The organism is Acinetobacter lactucae (assembly GCF_013344765.1).
Classification (GTDB): domain Bacteria; phylum Pseudomonadota; class Gammaproteobacteria; order Pseudomonadales; family Moraxellaceae; genus Acinetobacter; species Acinetobacter lactucae_A.
Genome location: NZ_JABVBF010000038.1, coordinates 1 through 22492 on the forward strand (window position 1 = coordinate 1; position 22492 = coordinate 22492).

At 41.2% G+C, this 22492-nt stretch carries 21 protein-coding genes; 9 read left to right on the forward strand and 12 right to left on the reverse strand.

Going from position 1 to position 22492, the window contains the following annotated elements:
- Positions 1–209 precede the first annotated feature (209 nt).
- Positions 210–1082 carry a pirin family protein gene (locus HUN22_RS06035; protein WP_174727054.1) on the reverse strand — a complete coding sequence of 291 codons (873 nt, stop codon included), beginning with the start codon at positions 1080–1082 and terminating at the stop codon, positions 210–212.
- Between the two features lie 276 nt (positions 1083–1358).
- Between HUN22_RS06035 and ycaC the strand changes: the two genes are divergently transcribed.
- Together ycaC and HUN22_RS06045 are read left to right on the forward strand one after the other, a co-directional pair.
- The gene (gene ycaC, locus HUN22_RS06040; protein WP_002052204.1) at positions 1359–1985 is read left to right on the forward strand and encodes an isochorismate family cysteine hydrolase YcaC; all 627 of its coding nucleotides are present in this window, start codon (positions 1359–1361) and stop codon (positions 1983–1985) included.
- A 20-nt stretch (positions 1986–2005) separates the two neighbouring features.
- Positions 2006–2980, forward strand: a complete 975-nt coding sequence (locus tag HUN22_RS06045; protein WP_174727057.1) for a LysR substrate-binding domain-containing protein — start codon at positions 2006–2008, stop codon at positions 2978–2980.
- Between the two features lie 105 nt (positions 2981–3085).
- On the opposite strand, the gene HUN22_RS06050 is transcribed toward HUN22_RS06045, so the two are convergent.
- Positions 3086–4534, reverse strand: a complete 1449-nt coding sequence (locus HUN22_RS06050; RefSeq protein ID WP_174727060.1) for an NAD-dependent succinate-semialdehyde dehydrogenase — start codon at positions 4532–4534, stop codon at positions 3086–3088.
- A complete protein-coding gene (gene gabT / locus HUN22_RS06055; RefSeq protein WP_174727065.1) occupies positions 4531–5823 on the reverse strand; it encodes a 4-aminobutyrate--2-oxoglutarate transaminase in 1293 nt (430 codons plus the stop codon). The genes HUN22_RS06050 and gabT overlap by 4 nt, the downstream gene beginning before the upstream one ends.
- Positions 5824–5979: 156 nt before the next feature.
- Between gabT and HUN22_RS06060 the strand changes: the two genes are divergently transcribed.
- Complete coding sequence (locus HUN22_RS06060) at positions 5980–7479, forward strand: PLP-dependent aminotransferase family protein (protein WP_174727068.1); 1500 nt, start codon at positions 5980–5982, stop codon at positions 7477–7479.
- 67 nt (positions 7480–7546) lie between these two features.
- On the opposite strand, the gene HUN22_RS06065 is transcribed toward HUN22_RS06060, so the two are convergent.
- Together HUN22_RS06065 and HUN22_RS06070 are read right to left on the reverse strand one after the other, a co-directional pair.
- A complete protein-coding gene (locus tag HUN22_RS06065; protein ID WP_174727071.1) occupies positions 7547–8989 on the reverse strand; it encodes an amino acid permease in 1443 nt (480 codons plus the stop codon).
- Between the two features lie 327 nt (positions 8990–9316).
- A complete protein-coding gene (locus tag HUN22_RS06070; RefSeq protein ID WP_174727074.1) occupies positions 9317–9865 on the reverse strand; it encodes a helix-turn-helix domain-containing protein in 549 nt (182 codons plus the stop codon).
- A 68-nt stretch (positions 9866–9933) separates the two neighbouring features.
- On the opposite strand from HUN22_RS06070, the gene HUN22_RS06075 reads away from it, so the two are divergent.
- Positions 9934–10629: an AzlC family ABC transporter permease gene (locus tag HUN22_RS06075; protein WP_174727076.1), complete on the forward strand. Its 696-nt coding sequence runs from the start codon at positions 9934–9936 to the stop codon at positions 10627–10629.
- A complete protein-coding gene (locus HUN22_RS06080) occupies positions 10626–10949 on the forward strand; it encodes an AzlD domain-containing protein (protein WP_016143744.1) in 324 nt (107 codons plus the stop codon). Before HUN22_RS06075 ends, HUN22_RS06080 begins: the two co-directional genes overlap by 4 nt.
- Positions 10950–10989: 40 nt before the next feature.
- On the opposite strand, the gene ssb is transcribed toward HUN22_RS06080, so the two are convergent.
- The 3 genes from ssb to HUN22_RS06095 form a co-directional block, all read right to left on the reverse strand.
- Positions 10990–11580, reverse strand: coding sequence for a single-stranded DNA-binding protein (gene ssb, locus HUN22_RS06085; protein WP_016143745.1), 591 nt, complete (start codon positions 11578–11580; stop codon positions 10990–10992).
- A gap of 51 nt (positions 11581–11631) precedes the next feature.
- The gene (locus HUN22_RS06090; RefSeq protein ID WP_174727079.1) at positions 11632–12996 is read right to left on the reverse strand and encodes an MFS transporter; all 1365 of its coding nucleotides are present in this window, start codon (positions 12994–12996) and stop codon (positions 11632–11634) included.
- Positions 12997–13143: 147 nt separating this feature from the next.
- Positions 13144–14226, reverse strand: a complete 1083-nt coding sequence (locus tag HUN22_RS06095) for a DUF475 domain-containing protein (protein ID WP_174727082.1) — start codon at positions 14224–14226, stop codon at positions 13144–13146.
- Positions 14227–14489: 263 nt separating this feature from the next.
- Here HUN22_RS06095 and tenA point away from each other — a divergent pair, with 263 nt between their 5' ends.
- The 3 genes from tenA (at position 14490) to HUN22_RS06110 (ending at position 16516) form a co-directional block, all read left to right on the forward strand.
- On the forward strand, positions 14490–15164 hold the full coding sequence (gene tenA / locus HUN22_RS06100) for a thiaminase II (RefSeq protein ID WP_057106279.1): 675 nt from the start codon (positions 14490–14492) through the stop codon (positions 15162–15164).
- A 64-nt stretch (positions 15165–15228) separates the two neighbouring features.
- Complete coding sequence (locus HUN22_RS06105) at positions 15229–15600, forward strand: MerR family transcriptional regulator (protein ID WP_016143748.1); 372 nt, start codon at positions 15229–15231, stop codon at positions 15598–15600.
- Positions 15601–15703: 103 nt separating this feature from the next.
- The gene (locus HUN22_RS06110; protein WP_174727085.1) at positions 15704–16516 is read left to right on the forward strand and encodes an SDR family NAD(P)-dependent oxidoreductase; all 813 of its coding nucleotides are present in this window, start codon (positions 15704–15706) and stop codon (positions 16514–16516) included.
- Positions 16517–16558: 42 nt separating this feature from the next.
- Here HUN22_RS06110 and HUN22_RS06115 read toward each other — a convergent pair whose 3' ends face one another.
- The 4 genes from HUN22_RS06115 to HUN22_RS06130 form a co-directional block, all read right to left on the reverse strand.
- Positions 16559–16900 carry a GlpM family protein gene (locus HUN22_RS06115; protein ID WP_004789991.1) on the reverse strand — a complete coding sequence of 114 codons (342 nt, stop codon included), beginning with the start codon at positions 16898–16900 and terminating at the stop codon, positions 16559–16561.
- Positions 16901–17190: 290 nt separating this feature from the next.
- Positions 17191–17544 (reverse strand): DUF1304 domain-containing protein, encoded by a 354-nt coding sequence (locus HUN22_RS06120; RefSeq protein WP_174727088.1) that lies wholly within the window; start codon positions 17542–17544, stop codon positions 17191–17193.
- A 64-nt stretch (positions 17545–17608) separates the two neighbouring features.
- Complete coding sequence (locus tag HUN22_RS06125; protein WP_174727091.1) at positions 17609–18586, reverse strand: zinc-binding dehydrogenase; 978 nt, start codon at positions 18584–18586, stop codon at positions 17609–17611.
- Between the two features lie 3 nt (positions 18587–18589).
- Entirely contained in the window at positions 18590–19192 is a 603-nt protein-coding gene (locus HUN22_RS06130) for a TetR/AcrR family transcriptional regulator (protein WP_087089705.1), read from the reverse strand.
- A gap of 296 nt (positions 19193–19488) precedes the next feature.
- Here HUN22_RS06130 and uvrA point away from each other — a divergent pair, with 296 nt between their 5' ends.
- Positions 19489–22320: an excinuclease ABC subunit UvrA gene (gene uvrA / locus HUN22_RS06135; RefSeq protein WP_174727094.1), complete on the forward strand. Its 2832-nt coding sequence runs from the start codon at positions 19489–19491 to the stop codon at positions 22318–22320.
- Positions 22321–22492 lie beyond the last annotated feature (172 nt).

The following is a 22492-nucleotide window of genomic DNA, read 5'->3' on the forward strand; positions in this document are numbered from 1 at the left end:
ATATTTATATCATTTGTTTTACAAGTATCTTTTTTTGATATATGATCAACTCACAATAATGAGAAGTAGATCACACAAAACAATGTCAAAACAACCATGAAATCCATCATAAAAATAGAATATTTACAGCGAAAAAGCCCGCTATTCACACTTGATAGCGGGCTTTTTATTACTTTGCTTTAGAGGTTAATCAAACGCAATTCGGCAATTTAGGCTTCTTGCATGATTGAGCCGAATTTTCCACGATTAAAATCATTAATCGCTTCCATAATCTCAGCTTTGGTATTCATTACAAATGGACCATAACCTTCGATTGGTTCATTGAGTGGTTGGCCAGTCAACACTAAAAATTTAGTGTCTTCTTCTGCATTCAAACTAAACTCAACACCCTCACGAGACAAAATCGCAACGGTTTTACCTTCAAGGCGATTTGTATCATTGACCACAACCGCGCCATCTAATACTACAACAAGTGTGGTGTGACCTTCGGGTACATAGAGAGTATGTTTTTGGCCTTTAACCAATTTACCGTCCCATACATTTAGTGGACTAAATGTAGTTGCAGCACCTTGTTCGTCTGCATATTCACCTGCAATAACACGCAAATGGCTACCATGCTCGTCTAGTGCAATGTCTGGAATATCTTTGGCTTCAATCGCTTGGTATTTTCCAGGCGTCATTTTTGAATTGGCAGGTAAATTTACCCACAATTGCACCATCTCAAAAAGACCACCATGCTCTGCGAACTCAGGAGAATGGAACTCTTCGTGTAACACTCCTGCACCCGCAGTCATCCATTGCACGTCACCAGTTTTAATGGTTCCACCGCCGCCACTTGAGTCTTTATGAGTCACTTCACCTTGGTAGGCGATGGTCACGGTTTCAAAGCCACGGTGAGGATGCGAACCTACACCTTGTTGTTCGGTGGTTGGTGAGAAGTTATAAGGCGCTGCATAATCGAGTAACAAAAATGGGCTTAGGGTTTGGCCTAAACGGTCATAAGAGAACAGGTTATATACAGGGAAACCATCACCCACCCAATGCATGTGGTTATTTTGATATGCACCAAGAAATTTCTTCATCTGATCTCTCCTATATATGTAGGATTTTCTTGAACTGGGATTGATTTTACGCCTCAATAATTGCAGTTTATAGATCAGGATTAGCAACACATTATTTCATCTATGAGACAATCATAAAGTTTGAGGTACTCTTTTTAAGATCGTCCTATTTTTAAAATTCTTAATCCTATTTTTTAGACTTAATCACGACAACAAACTCATCTAGCATAATTTTAGGCACTGATGACCTACTTAATAATTTTTGATTATTTATTTTGATAACACGAGGACATAAAAATGGCTCAAGATTACGTACGTTTAGACAAGGATAATGCTGCGGTTCTTTTAGTTGACCACCAAGCAGGTTTACTTTCTTTAGTTCGAGATATCGACCCAGATAAATTTAAAAATAACGTATTAGCGCTTGCAGATGCAGCGAAATATTTCAATTTACCGACTATTCTCACTACCAGTTTTGAAAACGGTCCAAATGGTCCTTTAGTTCCAGAATTAAAAGAACTTTTCCCAGATGCCCCTTTTATTCCACGTCCTGGTCAAATCAATGCTTGGGACAATGAAGACTTTGTAAAAGCGGTCAAAGCGACAGGTAAAAAACAACTCATTATTGCTGGTGTGGTCACTGAGGTTTGTGTGGCATTCCCAGCTTTATCTGCACTCGCTGAAGGCTTTGAAGTGTTTGTGATTACCGATGCTTCTGGTACTTTCAATGAATTAACACGTGATGCTGCTTGGGACCGTATGTCAAAAGCAGGTGCTCAGCTTATGACTTGGTTCGGTATGGCATGTGAGTTACACCGTGACTGGCGTAATGATGTAGAAGGTCTAGGTGCACTCTTCTCAAATCATATTCCTGATTATCGCAACCTGATGACCAGCTATAGTTTTAATACCTCACAAAAATAAATTCTATTGCCAAGATTAGAATGCTTAAGCATTCTAATCTTGAATTTAAATGGATTGATCTGACATTGATAAGCTCTTTTGATGATTTTTATTATTTCTATTTAGTCGTAAAACACGGCGGCTTTAGTGCGGCCAGTGAAGCTGAGAATATTAGTAAATCTAAGCTCAGCCGACGCATTATTGACCTTGAAAATAAATTTAATGTGAGCCTCATTCAAAGAACAACCCGCCATTTTAAAGTGACCGATTTAGGCCAAGAGTTCTATGAAGAATGCTGCAAAGTTATTGCCCAAGTTGAATGCGCAGAAAATGTTTTGTTAAAGCAAAAAAGTGAACCTCAAGGAGTGGTAAAAGTAAGCTGCCCACCTTTAATGATGCATTTTCAAATTAGAAAAATTTTAAATCAGTTTTTAAAAACCTACCCTAAAGTTGAAATATCACTTGAGCTTACAAGCCGTCGAGTAGATATCTTGCATGATGACATCGACCTTGCGATTCGAACCAATTTTGAACCGAATGAAGATTCAAATTTGATTGTTCGTGATGTGATTAAAACCGATCACTGTCTGGTGGCTTCACCTGAATTACTGCAAGGTCGCACCATTAAGCATTATTCCGAATTACAGGACTTTCCAAGTATTAGCTTAGGCACACAAAAGCAAAATTATATTTGGCATTTATGCAATATACGTAATGGTGAATCGGTTGATGTGCCTTATCAACCACGAATTAAAAGTAATGACTTAGCTGGCGTTTACTATGCTGTAATGGATGGTCTAGGTATTGCAGATCTTCCTTTTTTAACCGTTGAATCGGAAATTCGTAAAGGAACACTGGTTCATATTCTTCCTGACTGGAAGTCGAATATCGGCATGCTACAACTGGTTTATGTGTCCCGAAAAGGACAACGTCTGGTGGTCGAAAAACTCATTGAAACCCTCATTGATGAGCTTCGTCGTTTACCCGAAAGCCATGAAGGATATTTGCCGACTTAAATAAAAAAACCGGTCATGAATGGGCATGACCGGTTTTTTTGTGAAACATCACATGCAGTATAACTGCATGTTTTCGTTCAGAACAAAGCGAACTCGCTTTATCCCTTACTCAGATAAATCTACGCAGAGGTATTTCATTTCGACATATTCTTCGATGCCGAATTTTGAACCTTCACGACCTAGACCTGACTGTTTTACGCCGCCAAACGGAGCAACTTCGTTTGAAATCGCGCCCGTGTTAATGCCGACCATACCGTACTCAAGTGCCTCCCCTACTCGCCATTGACGAGCTGTGCTTTGAGTAAACAAATAAGCAGCTAAACCGAACTCGGTATCGTTCGCCATTGCCACTGCTTCATCTTCAGTTTTAAAGCGGAACAATGGGGCAAGTGGACCAAAAGTTTCTTCTTTAGATACTTTCATGTCTTGCGTTACGCCAGTTAATACAGTTGGTTCAAAGAATGTACCGCCAAGTGCCGAGCGTTGACCACCAATACGAACAGTTGCACCTTTCTCAGTTGCATCTGCAATATGAGACTGCACTTTAGCAATCGCATCTTCATCAATTAAAGGCCCTTGAGTTGAACCTTCTTGACGGCCATCGCCAACTTTAAGCTTAGACACAGCTTCAACCAAGCGCTCTGCCAACGCATCGTAAATGCCATCTTGAACATAAATACGGTTAGCACAGACACAGGTTTGACCGCTGTTACGATATTTACTTGCCATGATGCCCTGAACCGCTTGTTCAAGGTTGGCATCATCAAATACCAATACAGGCGCGTTACCACCCAGTTCAAGCGAAAGCTTTTTAATGGTTGGCGCACATTGTTGCATCAAGATACGGCCAACTTGTGTTGAACCAGTAAAGCTTAACTTACGAACAATATCGCTTTCGCATAGGGTTTTACCAACTTCAACTGCATCACCACTAATGTTAATTAAAACATCAGCTGGTAAACCCGCTTGTAAAGCCAATACTTCAAGCGCATAAGCGGTTAACGGCGTTTGTTCTGCTGGTTTAACCAACATTGAACAACCCGCCGCAATCGCTGGACCTGCTTTACGCGTAATCATGGCAGCTGGGAAGTTCCACGGCGTAATTGCCGCAGTTACCCCAATCGCTTGTTTAATCACAAGCAAACGTTGATTTGGCAACGTAGGTGTTAAAACTTCACCATCAATACGGCGCGCTTGCTCTGCAAACCAACGAATAAATGATGCTGCATAACCAATTTCACCACGTGCTTCTGCCAATGGTTTACCTTGCTCAGCTGTTAAGATTTGAGCCAGATTTTCTTTGTGCTCAAGCATGAGGTTGTACCATGCCAATAGCACATCAGCACGTGCCAAAGCAGTTTGCTTTTTCCAAGCAGCTTGTGCTTTTGCTGAACGATTAATTGCGGCTTCAACTCCTGCACGGTCATAGGTTTTTACCCATGCCAAAGTTTCACCCGTAGCAGCATCATTAACCTCGACATAGTCATTTGATGCAGGTGCTTCTAATGAAATATCAGGATGTTTTAATAAATACTGCAAATTATTTTGAATCATGCAGATTGCTCCATTGCTTTTGCACTACCTGCTTTTAGAGTTGCAAAACCTTGTTTCAAGATATCAAGGCCTTGGCGGAATTGTTCAGCAGGAATGGTTAATGGATATAAGAAACGAATTACATTACCGTATTTACCACAAGTAAGAAGTAACAACCCGTTTTCCATTGCATAGTTTTGTACAACTTTTGCTTGTTCAGCTGTTTCAAGCTCTACTGCAACCATTGAACCTAAAGCACGAATATCAGTTACTACGTCGCCTGTTTCTTGTTGAATATCTTTAAGGGTAGCTACTAACTCTGCACCTAATTCATTTGCACGGTCGCATAGGTTTTCTTCTTCAATCGCATCAATAACCGCGTGCGCAGCAGCAACCGCAATCGGGCTGCCTGCGTAAGTCCCACCTAGGCCACCTGGGTTTGGTGCATCCATGACTTCTGCACGGCCAACAACACCTGAAATTGGGAAACCGCCGCCCAAGCTTTTCGCCATCGTAATGAGATCTGCTTTAGTCTCGTAATAGTTCATTGCGAACAATTTACCAGTACGAGCAAAACCTGATTGCACTTCGTCAGCTACAAGTAAAATACCGTGCTTGTCGCAAATTGAACGTAAACGTTTTAAGAATTCAGCAGGCACCACATTGAAACCACCTTCACCCTGTACTGGCTCAAGTACGATTGCTGCAACATCATGTGGTGCAATATCTTCACTGAAAATATCTTCAACGCTTTCAATCGCCGCGTCTACTGAAATACCTTTAGCAGGCACAGGATAACGTGCATGGAACACACCCGCTGGCATCACACCGAAATCACGTTTGTAAGGCGCTGTTTTACCTGTCATTGCCATGGTCATGAATGAACGACCGTGGAAACCATTACCGAAAGTGATAATGCCGTGACGACCTGTGTAACAACGAGCAATCTTCACCGCATTTTCAACTGCTTCTGCACCAGTTGTGAAAAAAGCTGACTTGGCAGGACCAGCAATTGGCGCGCGCTCATTAATACGCTCAGCTAAAGCCACATAGCTTTCATAAGGTGTCACTTGATAGGCAGTGTGCGTAAATTTAGTAAGTTGTTCAGTCACCGCTGCAATCACTTTAGGGTGGCGATGGCCTGTATTTAAAACCGCGATACCACCTGCAAAGTCGATAAATTGATTGCCTTCCTTGTCCCAAAGCGTAGCATTTTCAGCTTTTTCCGCATACCACTGGCACATCACGCCTACACCACGTGGAGTTGCTTGCTGTTTACGTGCGTTAAGTGCAGAATGTTGATTATCCATTTGATTCCCTCATATTTTCATCATCAGTTGCAGCTTTGGTTTTTTGCATCCTGTGCTTAATTTTCAGGGTGCTTTACAACGACTGCCTATGCATGTAATTTCGCTCGTCTGGTGCCAACTGACGAGAGCCACTTTTTAACTGTAGGAGAGAGCCAATTGCGTAGTTTACTTGGAGATCATTTGCTGCAACGACTCCAACAGGACACTGAAGGGAAACTACATCAACGCCTTTTCCGTTGTCTGCGTGGTGCCATTATTGATGGAGTCATCCAGCCCAAGACTCGTCTACCTGCATCACGCGACTTAGCCAGTGAAATTCATGTTTCAAGAAATACAGTGCTCACTGCCTACGAACAGCTACAGGCTGAAGGCTATTTAGAGGCTCGTACGGGACACGGCACATGGGTTGCCGAGAAACTGCCAGAGAGTTTTTTAAATACACAAAACAAGAAAAAAGTAGTTTCTAGTCCGAAAGTTCAAAACTCTTATGCACTCTCAAATCGTGGCTCAAATTTATTAGGCTATGCAGCAGCGTCGCCACATCAATGGGGAGCTTTCGTACCAGGCGCACCTGACGTAACAGAGTTTCCACATCATATTTTTAGTCGCATTCAGGCCCGCCTAAGCCGAGAGCCAGACATTAACCGTTTAATTTACAGTAATGCTGGTGGCTGTATTGAGCTTCGAAGTGCGTTGGCAGATTACTTACGCGTTGCACGTTCAGTCCAGTGTGATGCTGACCAGATTATTATTACCGAAGGTATTCACCAAGCGATTGACTTAGTTTCGCGTGCGCTTAGTGATATTGGTGATCGCGTCTGGATTGAAGATCCAGGTTATTGGGGAATGCGCAACACTTTACGTATTAATGGCGTAGATATTCAACCCATGCCAGTCGATGCCGAAGGCATTATTCCCGAAGAAAATCCGGTTAAACCACCCAAATTAATTTTTGTCACGCCATCACACCAATATCCACTGGGTTCACATTTAAGCCTTGATCGCCGACGCAAATTGATTGAGATTGCGCGCCAGCACAATAGCTGGATTGTAGAAGATGATTACGACAGTGAGTTCCGCTTCTCAGGCCAACCTTATCCGTCATTACAAGGCTTAGAAAATGATGCACCTGTGCTGTACATGGGCACGTTTAGTAAGACCATTTATCCATCTTTAAGAATTGGGTATTTGGTGGTGCCTAAACCACTCTTTTCACCCCTACGTATTGTTGCAGCCGAGCTTTATCGTGGTGGGCATTTACTTGAGCAAAAGGCCCTAGCAGAATTTATTCGTGAAGGTCATTACGAAGCGCATATTCGTCGTATGCGTTTACTTTATGGAAAAAGACGCGATTATTTAGTCAGTCTGATTAAACGCTATCTTGGCCCCGAATTTATTCATCAATATGACGAAGCAGCAGGATTACACTTAGTTTTAAACCTGCCAAACTCTTGCGATGATGTCGCGATTGCAACAACCGCACTTGAACGTGGTGTCAAAGTTCGACCACTTTCACAGTACTACATGCAATCGCATGCACATGCAGAGCGAGGACTACTGATGGGCTTTGCCTGTGTAAATGAAAAAGACATGGTGATGGCTTTTGGTGTGTTGCTCCAGTGCTTACGTGAAGCAGGTGTACCTACGCTGAATTAACTGTTTTCTCGTACTAAGCCAAATAAAAAAAGAGCCTCATTGTGAGGCTCTTTTTTTATTTAAAAATTTAAACTAACTTTTCTTCATGCGTATGGGTTAAATGGGTTGCGCGACGCTCTTTACCCCAACCCAATTTTTCAGACAACAATCCAAAGAACACAATAATGCCGAACAATGTGGTGGTGTAAATCACTTCTTTAAAATATGTGCCTTCAATCAACATAGTCAGAATTGCACCAATAATTGCAAAGATCACCACGTAAGTTAGATAAGGGAACATCCACATTTTAAAGTCAATTTTCACGCCTTCAGCTTCTAACTTTTTACGCATACGAAGCTGAGAATAAGCAATGGTCAGGTATACATAGAGTGTTGCTGCACCCGTCGTTAGCATGAAAAAGTCGTAAACATCCATACTCTTAGTTGCAGTTAAAACTACCGCAATCACAGAGAAGAAGCATGACACAATCACGCCTACCCACGGACTACTTTTACTGTTTACAGAGCCAAAACTTTTCGGTGCGTCACCACGTTTAGCTAAAGAGAACAGCATACGTGAACACGTATAAAGTGCTGAGTTAAAGCAACTACATACCGACGTGAGAACCACAAAGTTTACGATATGGCGCGCCCCTGGAATACCAAGTGCAGACAAAGTCACGCTATAAGTTCCCCAAGTTGAATCTTTCAAAAGTTCATTGTTATGAGGGATCAAACATACCGCCACAAACATTGAACCTACATAGAATAAAATAATTCGCCAAACCACCGAGTTCGAAGCCTTACGAATTTCTTTAGATGGATTTGCCGATTCTGCTGCCGCTACAGTGACAATTTCAGCGCCAATATAAGCAAACATGACCCCAAGCAAGGCGGTAATAACGGATGAACCACCATTAGGCATAAAGCCTTGAGAGGTTAGATTACTAATACCTGAAGCAGCTGGATTGCCCCAAGGCCACAAATGCATGATGGCTAAACTACCAATCACCAAGAAGATAACAATCGCGATGACTTTGATGAGTGCAAACCAGAACTCAAATTCGCCATAGTTTTTCACGTTTTGTAAATTGACTGCGACTAAAGCACCAATCACGACAACCATATAGGCCCAGATCGGTATAAATGGGAACCAATTATTTAAAATTTTACCCGCCACATAGGCTTCCCAGCCCATGAGCATTGCGAGCGTACACCAGTACAACCAGCCAATTGAAAAACCTGCCCAACGACCAATCGCACGATCAGCATATGTTGAAAAAGAGCCACTATCAGGGTTTAAAACGGCCATCTCGCCTAACATACGCATGATAAACCAAACGAGTAAACCACCTAAAGCGTAAGTTAGAAAAACTACAGGTCCCGTATTGTAAATAATACTGCCCGAGCCTACGAATAAAGAGCCACCAATTACCCCTGCAATCGAGATCATCGTTAAGTGGCGTGATTTGAGTCCATGTTTTAAACTTTGGGAGTGATTGGCTTCAGAACCATTTTGATGAGCTGCCATATCATTTTCCTTAATATATGGAGGATATCGGCTAGTCTCGGAAATCCTCCGAAGCCAAAAAATATCCCCTAAAAATTTAGCCGTTCTGCCCAATTCCTAAAACAGAAAAATCACTGAGCTTATCCGGCGCTTCCGTATGCATACTTCCAATGGCTTTAATTTGTCGTTTCGGCAGTCAAGAAACGAGAGCCATTTTTGGAATAAAAGAGAGAGCCAATTGCAAAATTTATACGCAAAATTGGCTCTTTTTGTCTGAAATGCTGGTAAATGGTTTTAAGTTTTTATTATGAAAATAATTAAGTTTTACTTTAATAAGATTGGAATTCTTTAGTTTTGCTCAGAGATTAATAACGCTTTTGTACCTGTTTCCAAGGCTCTAAAGATATGCTTTTGATCGGCTGGATAACAAATATAATCTCCGACACCGAGTTCAACAGCTTCATCAACTAAGCCTACTAAAGCTTTACCTTCGACCACAATAATGTGCTCCACAGAACCAACTGGATGAGGTTCTGAAAGACGGTCTTCACCCGGCTCAACAATCAATAAATACACATCACGGCGTGCATGCGGTGGACAAGTCGCTAGCAAAATTGCTTTGTAATTGGCAATCTCTGAACTCACTGTTGGCCCATCGCCACAGCGAATGACTTGTACCTGATTGCTCGGTTCTTCCATCAAACGTGCAAATGGAATATTCAGTGCCACACAAAGTGCCCATAGCGTTTCAATGCTTGGGTTACCTTGGCCAGCCTCTAATTGAGAAAGTGTAGACTTTGCAACGCCTGCACGACGGGCAACCTCTGCCAAAGAAAGCCCTGCTCTTTGACGTTCACGATTTAAACCTTTGGCAATAATTTCAATTGGCTGAGACATTCACCACATCCGTTCTATAAAAAAAACGATCGTTCGTTTTGACAAAACAATCAGACTTATTCATTATAATGGAAAATCGTTCGTTATATCATACTATGTCCACATACGCTCTCATCAAGAAACTTAGTAAAGACACCACCCGCTCGATTTTCTTTGTCTGTCTAGCAACCAGTGTTGTCGGTATGTCTTTAGGTTCACTCGCCGCAAGTTATGGCTTAGCACTCTGGATTCCGCTTTGCCTATCCGTGTTTGTGCTCGCAGGAACTGCTGAATTTATTTTTATTGGATTCTTGGCTGTAGGGGGTAGTCCGATTGCAGCGGCAATTGCAGGACTACTCGTCAATTTAAGGCATCTACCTTTTGGTATTGCGGTCAATGAACTGATTCAAGGCAAATTCTCTCGATATTTTGGAGCACATATCATGAACGATGAAAGCGTTTTGTTTGGTATGGCACAGCCCGATTTTGAGACGAAAAAAGCTGCTTACTGGTTATGTGGTATAGGCATTATGCTCAGTTGGCCACTTGGTGTAACGGTGGGTTATTTTATTGGAAGTGCTATTCCAGACCCAAAAACATTCGGCTTAGATGCCATTTTCCCAGCGATTTTAATTGCACTTACTTTTAATGCTTTAAAGAATAAAACCACTCGAAAAGCTGTATTTGCCGGATCAACTTTAGCGCTGATCACCACACCTTTTTTAGCCTCAGGACTTCCAATTCTGATTTCACTTTTTGGCTTAATATTTGGTAGAAAGAAATGAATCAACAGTTACTCATAATTTTGGGTATAGGCTTGTTAGCACTTGGAACGTATGGGATTCGTTTCGCTGGGTTTCACTTGGGTGCCAAGTTTTCTTTTTCTGAAAAATACCAAGTTTTACTCTCAAATGGGGCAACTGTCTTGCTCTGTGCAATTGCTGTGACGACGACATTTTTTGAAGGTCAACATTTCGCAGGTTTTGCACGCATATTTGGGGTGGCCCTAGCACTGTTCTTGGTTTGGAAAAAAGTACCGCTTTTATTGGTGATTTGCTTGGCAGCCGCGGGCACGGCACTTATCCGTTTGCTTGGGATTGAGTAATAAAAAAGGCGAGATAAACTCGCCTTTTTTGAAACTTTGATTAGAACGGTAAATCATCGTCTAAATCAGCTGGTGCAGAAGCTGGTTGTTGCGGAGCTTTAGGCGCAAAACCACCCGCTTGAGGATTGCTTCCACCATTACCGAAACCACCTTGGCTACCATAACCGCCGCCACTGTTTTGACCGTAGCCGCCACCTTGGTTGTTATTATTTTGATAACCATTACCACCCTGTTGAGGTGCGTTAAAACGTGGTTGATTAAAATCATTACCGCCAGCGAAACCTTGTTCACCTTGTTGACGAGCATCTAACATTTGCATCTGGTCGCCACGGATTTCTGTTGTATAACGCTCTTGGCCATTTTGGTCTGTCCACTGACGTGTACGTAATGAACCTTCAATATAAACCTTAGAACCTTTACGCAAGAATTGCTGAGCAATTTCCCCTAAACGGTTATGCAATACAATACGGTGCCATTCTGTTTGTTCTTTACGTTCACCGGTATTTTTATCAGTCCAAGCTTCACTTGTCGCGATTGAAAATTGGGTCAACGAGCCCCCATTTGGAAAAGTTTTTGTTTCAGGATCACGACCCAAAGTACCAACCAAAATAACCTTATTTACACCACGCATTAGCTGTCTTCATCCTATACATTTCTATGTTTTACTTTATAAGAGTTATGCTTAAATGGCTACCTCTTTACCGAACAACTGCGTTAAATCACGTCGCGCAACATCATCTAGAGACTGTTTATCGACTTTAATATAAGCAACTTGCTGGTCAGGCATCACCACAACTTCTTCGATACCACGAATTGCCAATAGCTGTGTGGTCCACTCATTCACCTGTTGCACTTGCGGCAATGGCAACACAATCGATGACAAATACCGCGGCTGAGCTAAACCAAAACTAATTAGCAACCATATTATAGCAATCCCTGTTAAGACACTCCATCCAATCGCAGTATTATGTAACATCAATAATTGACCACCTAGTGTGCCGCCAAAAAAAGCACCTAAAAACTGACTACTGGCATTTACACCCATAGCAGTTGCTTTTGACTGGATTGGAGCACATTTTGATAACCATGATGGCAATAAGGCTTCCATCACATTAAACGCAATAAAGAAAATACCTAGGCCTGCGAGTAATACATATTTCGATTGATAACCAAATATGAGTAACAGCAAACCTGCAATAATTCCTGTAATTGCCGTTAAGAAAATTCCTCGCATTTTGCGATATTTTTCAGCCACGATAATGCTTGGAAATGCAAAGAACAGACTAATTACTAACAGCGGCAGATACACCAGACCATGACTGGCTAAAGGAATATGTGCAAACTCGATGAGCTGTGAAGGCACATAAATAAACATGGCGGTAAGCAATAAGTGCAGTGCAAAAACCGAAACGTGTAAACGGTTTAAATCACCCATTTGAATGACTTGCTTAAGCTGTGCCATGTAGCCTTGCTGATAATTACGATGATGACGAGTGACTTTAGGCACAAGCAATAACATCGCAATCGCAATCAAGCCCATAATGGTCGTCACAAAGAACAAACCAGAAATGCCGACAAGGCTTGTGAGCCAAGGTCCCAGACTAAAAGCCACCACAAACGATAGGCCAATACTCATGCCCATAGCAGCCATGGCTTTAGTACGCTGCTCTTCACGCGTCACATCGGCTAAAAGCGCCATCACAACAGCTGAAACTGCACCCGCACCAGCGATGGCACGACCAATAATTACACCATAAATCGTGTCAGATAAACCCGCAATTGCACCACCAATGGCAAATAGTAATAGACCAAATACCACAAGTGGTTTACGGCTAAAACGATCAGCCAATAAGCTAAATGGAATCTGTAAAATTGCCTGACTTAAGCCATAGATACCTACAGCCAAACCAATGAGTGCTGGAGTCGCATATTGATATGACTGCCCGACTACCGAAAAGACAGGAATAATCATGAACAAGCCCAACATGCGTAGTGCGAAAATACTACTTAAGGCAAAAGTTGAGCGACGTTCCAAAGCATTCATCATATCAATACACGTTTATCAAACTAGGCAAATTATAAGCCGATTCGTTTCTAAAAATACGGGACACCTTATTTAAAATAACGATTTGGGCTTAAAAAAATAAAGAGGCATTTAGCCTCTTCATTCTATCGAACTTTACTGAAAATTAGCTTAAGGCGACTGTTGCTGGCGCTTCGAATATTGAATTGAAGCAATGACAGCCCAAACAATAAACGCTACACCAATTAAACCAGTCACAACTTCAGGTACATGTACGCCTGTACCACTTGCAATCATAATGAATGCTAAAGCACCAATCGCATAATGCGCACCATGTTCTAAGAACACATAAGCATCTAGTGTGCCTTTTTCCACAAGATAAACTGTCATTGAACGGACAAAAATAGCACCGATTGCAAGGCCCAGCATAATCACAACAACGTCGCTAGTAATTGCAAAAGCACCGATCACACCGTCAAAACTGAATGATGCATCTAATACTTCAAGATATAAGAAACCACCGATACCCGCTTTCACTACACCAGAAGCAGCACCTGATCCGTCTTTCATGACAGCATTGCCATCTTCATCAATTTCAGGTTCACCGCCTAACATATGGCTTAATACTTCTACACCAATATAAACCACAATGCCCCAAATACCGGCCATAGTCACAACAAGGCGCTGAGATTCGTCAACATTTGCTGCCATAACTAGCATTGCAATGAGAGCAATAAAGACAGACATTGCTGGTACGCTTGCTAAACTAGAAAGTTTAGCTTCAAGCCATCTGAACCAATGAGTTTCTTTCTCTTCATCAAAAAAGAAGTTCAAGAAAACCAATAGTAGGAATGTTCCACCAAAAGCAGAGATCTCGGCGTGGTGGGCCATTAATCGCTCAGAATACGTTTTTGGATCGTTGAGTGCCAATTTAGCCACTTCAATCATTCCCATATCTGCAGTAACGGCGACAATCGCCACTGGAAAAATTAAACGCATACCAAAAACGGCGATTAAAATACCAACCGTCAAAAAGAGCATTTTCCAGAACGGATCCCAATTACGTAGAACCGAGGCATTTACGACAGCATTGTCAAAAGATAAAGAGACCTCCATTACAGCTAAAATGGCTGTAATCGTTAAAGCTTTAAGCATGGTAGACACGCCCGCTTCAGGTCCATGGGTAAAACCCCAATACGCCGATAGTGCTAAACACACCACCGTGAAAAATATCGAAAATCGGAAATGCTTCATGGATCAGACCTATGCCAAGAATTAAACTTAATCTTTCTTTAAAAACGCGGCTATTATATCGATAATTCACCACAAAACGATGTCGTTTTGTGCCGTTATTAGTGTTACTTTATCTACCTGTTTAATAAAGAAATTTACAATGTTTGATTAACTAGTTAATCGTGTTAAATATTTTCTTGCTATATATCTATCATTATTATTTTTGTATTTTAAAAATGTTTTAAAATTTGGTTCAGCTGTCTTAAATTAAATGGAATGATTTTATGCTTTTTTCTCAAGAGCTTTGGCAACGCAATTTAAATTTATATCAAAAAATTCTCGACCTGCCTTTTAATCAGGAACTTGCTCACGGTACTTTAGATAAAGAAGCTTTTTGTCATTATGTGATTCAAGATGCTCAATACTTAGTGGCCTATGGTCGTGTGCTTGCTGTTGCAGCTGCGAAAGCTTTTGATGCTGACGATATAATGCAATTTTCAGATGCAGCTAAAATTGCGATTGTGGTTGAGCGCAGTTTGCATGATGACTTTATGAAAAATTTTGGGGTAACCAAAGAAGAATTTAAAAATACGCCGCTAACCTTGGCAGGCCACCACTACACTTCATTTTTAACAGCAACTGCTTGGTCTGAAAGCTATCCAGTTGTGCTTGCGGCCCTACTCCCGTGTTTCTGGATTTATGCTGAAGTCGGTAAAGATATTGTAAATAAATCAATTCCAAACAACCCTTACCAAGCATGGATTGATACTTACGCTGGTGAAGAGTTTCATACAGCGGTTCGTAATGTGATTGCGACAGTAGATAAAGTTGCAGCACGTTGTGATGCAGATACTTTAGAAAAAATGCATGCAGCCTATACCATGGGTGCAAAACTTGAATGGTTATTTTGGGACAGTGCCTACCACAAAAGACAATGGTTAGGTTTAGATCATATTTAAAACTTAAAAAGAATCGGTCAGATCGTTCAAGATGCTGACCGTTTTTAAAAAATGTGAGACAGATATGTATATCGGCGAATTAGCATCTTTAACTGGAGCCACTCCTAAAGCCATTCGGCATTATGAGAAATTAGGCTTACTACCAGTCGCAAAAAGAAAGGGAAATTATCGTGTTTATGAAGCACTGGATGTTCAAGCGGTTAAGATGATTCGCCTCGCGCAAGCTGTCGGATTTAGCCTTTCCGAGCTATATGACCTGTCAGCTTTAAAATATAAAAATAATCGTTTTCCTGTAGAAATTGCACAGCAGCTTATTCAAAAAAAGAATCAACAAATTATTGAGCAAAAAAAAGCATTAAATCGTTTACAAGAAGATTTAAAGCAACTGGAAGATGAGATTATTCAGACTTATATTACCAATAAGATTTCTGCCTAAAACAGCTGGTTAAAATCTGCAAATAGCTTTCAAAATGAGTGCTTGACTCTGCCCTTAGGGACAAGGTTTATCGTAATGACTTCTTTTATTACGGACCAATAAAATGAGTGCTTATCTTTCTTTATTTAAATTTAAAAATTCAACAGCATTAATTACAGGCGCATCTTCAGGAATAGGCAAAGCCTATGCTCATAAACTTGCATCTTTAGGAATTCATTTAATTTTAACAGCACGCTCCGAACAGAAACTAAATGATTTAGCCGATGGACTTAGAAAAAAATATAACGTGAATGTTGAGGTGATCGTTTTAGATTTAGCTCAACCCAATTCAGCTCAGAGCTTATTTGATGAAGTGCAAGCTAGAAAATTATCGGTAGAGATTTTAATTAACAACGCAGGATTTGGTAAATGGACTAAATTTCTAGATCAATCTGTATCTACCTATCAAGAAATGATCACGCTTAATATCAGCAGCGTAATGTCTTTGTGTTATTTATTCTTGCCTCATATGCTTGCTACCAAAAAAGGCATCATAATTAATATTTCATCGACAGGTGCGTTCCAGCCGTTACCCTATATTGCCGTTTATGGTGCTAGTAAATCTTTTGTATTGCAGTTTACTGAAGCGCTTGCAGGAGAATATAGCTCTTCAGGAGTTAAATTTCTGGCAGTTTGTCCGGGCAATACCGAAACCAATTTTACTCAGGTGGCAAATGCAGATACGAGTGGTATGAAAAGCTCTACAGTTGAAGACGTTGTGTCTGCAACGCTTAAAGCATTAGATAAGAATAAAGCAACGGTTGTGGTAGGATGTAGCAACTATTTGACGTCTCAACTGCCTCGAATTCTTTCACGCCAAAAGATGATTAATTTAGTTGAAGGGATGCTCAGAACCCGCGTTATCGATCCGTCATAAAGCTAGTTCAATTTAAAAGATTAAGAGCTATCTCTTAATCTTTTAGTGTTGAAACAACTGCCATCCATAAATCAAACCTGCCGCGGCAACCACCCAACACAGTGTTGCCAAACCTAGACACGACCACATCGACATGCGTGTTGCCAGCACATAGACAGCTACTAAATAAATAGCATAGGGAATAAGTGACCATAGACCAAACAGAGCCGTTTTTTGTAATGCCTCAGCCCCTTTTTGCTGATAAACAATCACGTGAGCAATCAAAGCGAATGTAGGAAAAAGCGGGACCAAGCCTGCAATATAAAAGGCCTTACTTTTCGATAAAATTGAAATGATGAGGACAACCCCGGCCCCCAACATACACTTTAAAAATAACGCCCACATATTTAATCTAGATCCAACGCTTAACTATAAACTTCAATATTGTGCAGTTTGACTAAAGATACTTAAACCACAATCTGCTTGTGCTAAACGTCATCTGCAACCTGCCTATGATTATAAATGAATGTTTTTGCAAGAGAGTTGATAGATGATGTAAAACAACAGGTTTTGCAGATGACAATGGTTTTGGTTACTTTTGCCAAAACAAAAGTAACAGAATTAACTGATAGTATCTAATCTCACGGATTAAAGCTCCGTCGTGAAATTAAAAGTATTACCTAGGTTTCAGTTCATCATAAAAAATTAACAGCGACCAAAGCAATCAATGCTGGAACTGCCTGAATATAAATAATCTTTTTACTGGCTGTCAGTCCGCCATAAATACCCGCAATGAGCACGCAGCCTAAAAAGAAATTGGCAATGGATGTCGAAAAAGGTGCATTTGCCAATAAAGACCAAAACAAACCCGCTGCTAAAAAGCCATTATAAAGACCTTGGTTTTGTGCCATCACTTTGGTGAGTTTTGCTTTTTCGGCATTATTTCCAAAGGCTTTCATGCCATAAGGTTTGTCCCACAAAAACATTTCTAACACTAAAATATAGACATGTAATATTGCAATTAAACCCACTAAAATTTGTCCGATCATACAATTTTCCTTTTTATTTTAAAGATATGAAAAAAGATCAGTCTCTCGACTGATCTTTTAGTGTTTACGGTTTTAACAACACTTTGCCTTGACGAGCACCTTGCGTTGCTCTTTGAGCAGCAGTTTTAATCTCATCAAAACTAAATACACCTTCTACAGGAAGAATTAATTTTTTCTGAGTCGCTAACGTTAATAACTCGACAATAAGCTCTTTTTTGCGTTCTGCTGGCATTTCTTTGTTGACCACACTCGCCCAGAAACCTTTTACCGTCGCTTGTTTGAAAATCAAATCACCCGATGAAATCTGCATGGTTTCGCCAGTCATACTACCGAACGAAACGAGCAGGCTATTTTCACTGAGTAAATTCAGCATTTCACCACTTGCACTTCCGCCAATCGAGTCTACACCAGCAATTAAAGGTTGGTCACCGTGAATCTGTTTAACTTGCTCTTTCCAATTAGGCTGATCGGTTGCTACAACATGCTGAATACCTAATGCTTGCATCTCTGCAATTGCATCAGTACGACGAACTAAATTAATGACAGGTAAACCACGCGCCTGTGCAATCATCGCAACCGTTTTACCAACTGCACCATTCGCTGTGTTTTGAATTAACCATTGACCGGGTTGAACATTTACAAAGTCGAGTAGCATGAGCGCACTAATTGGCATACCAATCAGCTGTGCGGCTGTTTCGTCATCAATTTCATTATTGAGTGGAATAATCCCTTGAGCTGGTGCAATAAAGTATTCAGCCCAACTACCATGCACAGCTGCCACTGCAATACGTTGGCCTACTTGTACATGAGTAACGCCTTCGCCCAACGCATCTACAATACCAACGGCTTCACTACCACCAATCGCAGGTAAAGTTGGCTTGTAGCCATAACTTCCGCGTACGGTCCATACATCATGGTTATGAATTGGAGACATGATAGTTTTAATACGTACTTCGCCTGCTTTCGGTTCCTGCTTTGGCATATCCGCCTGCTCTAAAACGTCTACAGGTTCGCCAAAATTACGATGGATAATACTTCGCATGCTTTATTCCTCTATCGGTTTTAAGAGTTGTTGGGTCGTTTCTAAGGCTAAATGTAGATGTGCTTTGTCTTGCGATAATTTTGTGAGTAAAGCAGCACCTAACCATAACTGATACATGACTTGCGCAGTTTTTAAAGGTTCAATATGTTTTGGAATTGATCCTTCTTGTTGCCCTTCTTTAAGCAGCAAAGCCAAACGTTGCGTTAGTTTGTGCACACCATCATTAAGAATTTGGCGCATATCTTCTGACAAGTCAGAAACCTCTGCCGCCAACTTCACAATCAGACAGTTTTCAGCCCAACTACCGTTTACGGGATCATCAATCCACGCCTGCCATAGGGCCATTAAACGAGCATGAGCACTTTGCTCGCTATGTTGCCAAAGTTGTTCCATACGAACTTTATAATCAGCCATGTATTGCTCTAGCAATGCACAACCAAATGCTTCTTTTGAAGCAAAGTAGTGATAGAACGAACCTTTAGGTACGTCACAAGCCTTTAAGATTTCTTGTAAACCAACACCAACAAACCCTTTATGTAATACCAGCTCAAAACTGGTATCCAAAATATGTTGTCGCGTGGTTTCACTTTTATTTAATCGTTTCATGCATACATCATAAACAACTATTAGACCAGTCGTCTAGTAAAGTTATGTTGCTGGTTAAAATTTACTTAGAGTAGAAATCTGAAGTGAGGAATGTTAAAAATACAACCTGCTTATTTAAACAAATTTTGTCGATTGTCGTTTAACCGTCACAATTTGTCGCTTTAAATCATTTTGTACCACTTGAACAATTTTAAATCGTTATCATATATAGGGTCTGTTGTTTATAACCAGTCACACCTCTCTGCGACTGATCAATCAACACCTAAATTTTCATCAATACATAATTGAGATGTTTTATGAGCCAAAGTCATATCCGTATTCGAGGTGCACGTACCCATAATTTAAAAAATGTGTCTCTCGATATTCCACGCGACAAATTTGTGGTAATTACGGGGTTATCAGGTTCAGGAAAATCTTCTCTAGCCTTCGATACCCTGTATGCCGAAGGACAACGCCGTTACGTCGAATCGCTTTCAGCGTATGCCCGCCAGTTTTTATCGCAAATGGAAAAGCCTGAAGTCGACTCGATTGAAGGTTTATCACCAGCGATTGCTATTGAGCAAAAATCTACTAGTCATAACCCACGTTCAACCGTCGGTACCATCACCGAAATTTATGACTATTTGCGTTTACTTTACGCACGTGTAGGTACACCCTATTGCCCTGAACATGACTTGCCTATGGTTGCGCAAACCGTTTCTGAAATGGTCGATGCGGTAAAAACCCTTGAGGAAGGCACAGCACTCATGTTGCTTGCCCCTGTCGTTCGTGAGCGTAAAGGTGAGTACAGCAATCTGTTCGAACAACTACAAGGTCAAGGTTTTGTTCGTGCCCGTGTTGATGGCGAAATCATTGATATTGATACGCCACCAGAACTCGACAAAAAGAAAAAGCACACCATCGAAGTTGTCGTTGACCGCTTTAAAGTACGTGAAGATTTAGGTAACCGTATTGCCGAATCATTTGAAACTGCACTGCGTTTAGGTGGCGATATTGCAGTTTTATCGTGGATGAATGGTGAACACCCAGATCGCGTTTTTTCTGCAAAGCACTCATGTCCTGAATGTGATCGCGCAGTTGCAGAGCTTGAACCACGTTTGTTTTCATTTAACAACCCGTTCGGTGCCTGCCCTGTTTGTGATGGCTTAGGTACACGCAGTCATTTTAGCTCTGAAAAACTGATTCCAAATCCTGATCTTGCGATTAGTGAAGGTGCGATCCGTGGTTGGGATCGTCAGCGTCCATATTATTATTCGATGCTGCAAAAAGTTGCCGATCATTTTGGTTTTCAACTTGATACGCCTTGGAACCAGCTCGATAAAGATACTCAAAAGAAATTCTTACAAGGTACAGGTAAAGAAAAAGTCGATTTAAGCTATATCGACGAACGTGGTCGTAAACACACTCGCGTACAACCTTTTGAAGGAATTTTGCCTCATCTTGAACGCCGTTACCGTGAAACTGAAAGTAACTATGTACGAGATGATTTAGCTCAATACCTCTCTAATGCCGCCTGTGATGCCTGTGATGGTTCACGTCTAAATGAAATTTCACGCAATGTCCGCGTAAAAGACAAAACCATTGCCGACATTACTCGCATGTCGATTGGTGATGCTGAAAGCTACTATCAAGGCTTAAATCTTGAAGGGGCTAAAGGCGAAATCGCAGATAAAATTTTTAAAGAGATTCGTGAACGTCTACACTTCTTGGTGAGTGTGGGACTTAACTATTTAAGTCTAGCTCGCTCTGCTGAAACGTTATCGGGTGGTGAAGCCCAGCGTATCCGTTTAGCCTCACAAATTGGTGCAGGTTTAATGGGCGTCATGTATGTGCTCGATGAACCATCTATTGGTCTACATCAACGTGATAACGACCGTCTATTACAAACGCTGATTCGCTTACGTGATTTAGGTAATACGGTATTAGTCGTTGAACATGATGAAGATGCAATCCGTGCTGCTGACCATATTATTGATATCGGTCCAGGTGCTGGGGTGCATGGTGGTGTGATTATTGCCGAAGGTACTTATGATGAATTGGCTAAACATACTGACTCACTCACAGGTCAATACCTTTCTGGCAAACTCAAAATTGAGGTACCCAAAAAACGTACTCAATCGCCACGTCCAGATGAGTTCATCAAACTTTCAGGGGCAGCAGGTCACAACTTAAAAAATGTCGATTTAACGATTCCGCTTGGCATTATGACCTGCGTAACTGGAGTTTCAGGTTCGGGTAAATCGACACTCATTAACCGTACTTTGCTTCCACTGGCTGCAACACAGCTCAACGGTGCCACGACATTAACGGCTGAAAAGTTTGACTCAATTGATGGTCTTCAACACCTGGATAAAGTCGTTGATATTGACCAAAGCCCAATTGGACGCACGCCACGCTCTAACCCTGCAACATATACAGGTCTATTTACGCCAATCCGAGAATTATTTGCTCAAACGCCAGAGGCAAAAGCCCGTGGTTATAGTGCAGGTCGTTTCTCGTTTAACGTGAAAGGCGGACGCTGTGAAGCGTGTGAAGGCGACGGCATGATTAAAGTCGCAATGCACTTCTTACCAGATATGTATGTACCTTGCGATGCGTGTCATGGCAAACGTTATAACCGTGAAACGCTTGAAGTAGGCTATAAAGGCAAAAACATTTCTGATGTTTTAGAAATGACTGTTGAAGATGCTGCTGAGTTCTTTAGTGCCATTCCAGTCATCCACCGCCGCTTAGAAACCTTAACTCAGGTGGGCTTAGGCTATATTCGTTTAGGTCAGGCTGCGACTACACTCTCTGGTGGTGAAGCACAACGTGTAAAACTCGCACGTGAGTTAGCAAAACGAGATACGGGTAAAACTTTATATATCTTGGATGAGCCGACTACAGGTTTGCATTTCCATGATATTGCCAAGTTACTCGACATTTTGCATGAGCTACGTAACAAGGGTAATACCATTGTTGTGATTGAACATAACCTTGATGTGATTAAAACAGCGGATTGGGTTGTGGACTTAGGTCCTGAAGGTGGTTCGGGCGGTGGTATGATCATTGCCGAAGGCACACCTGAACAAGTGGCTGAGGTTGAAATTTCCCATACAGGTCGTTTCTTGAAACCGATGTTGAAGTGATTTTCTGACTCCTTTTCTTCTAACTTCGTTCTTTAATGTGTGAGGTTAGAAGAAAATGGATAATAAATTCTTTAAGTCTTTGTCATTAAATGATTTTCAATAATATCCTGCATATATCTTTTTTTAAATTCTGATTCCTGACCAATTTTCTGTAGAACCCGTACAATTATTG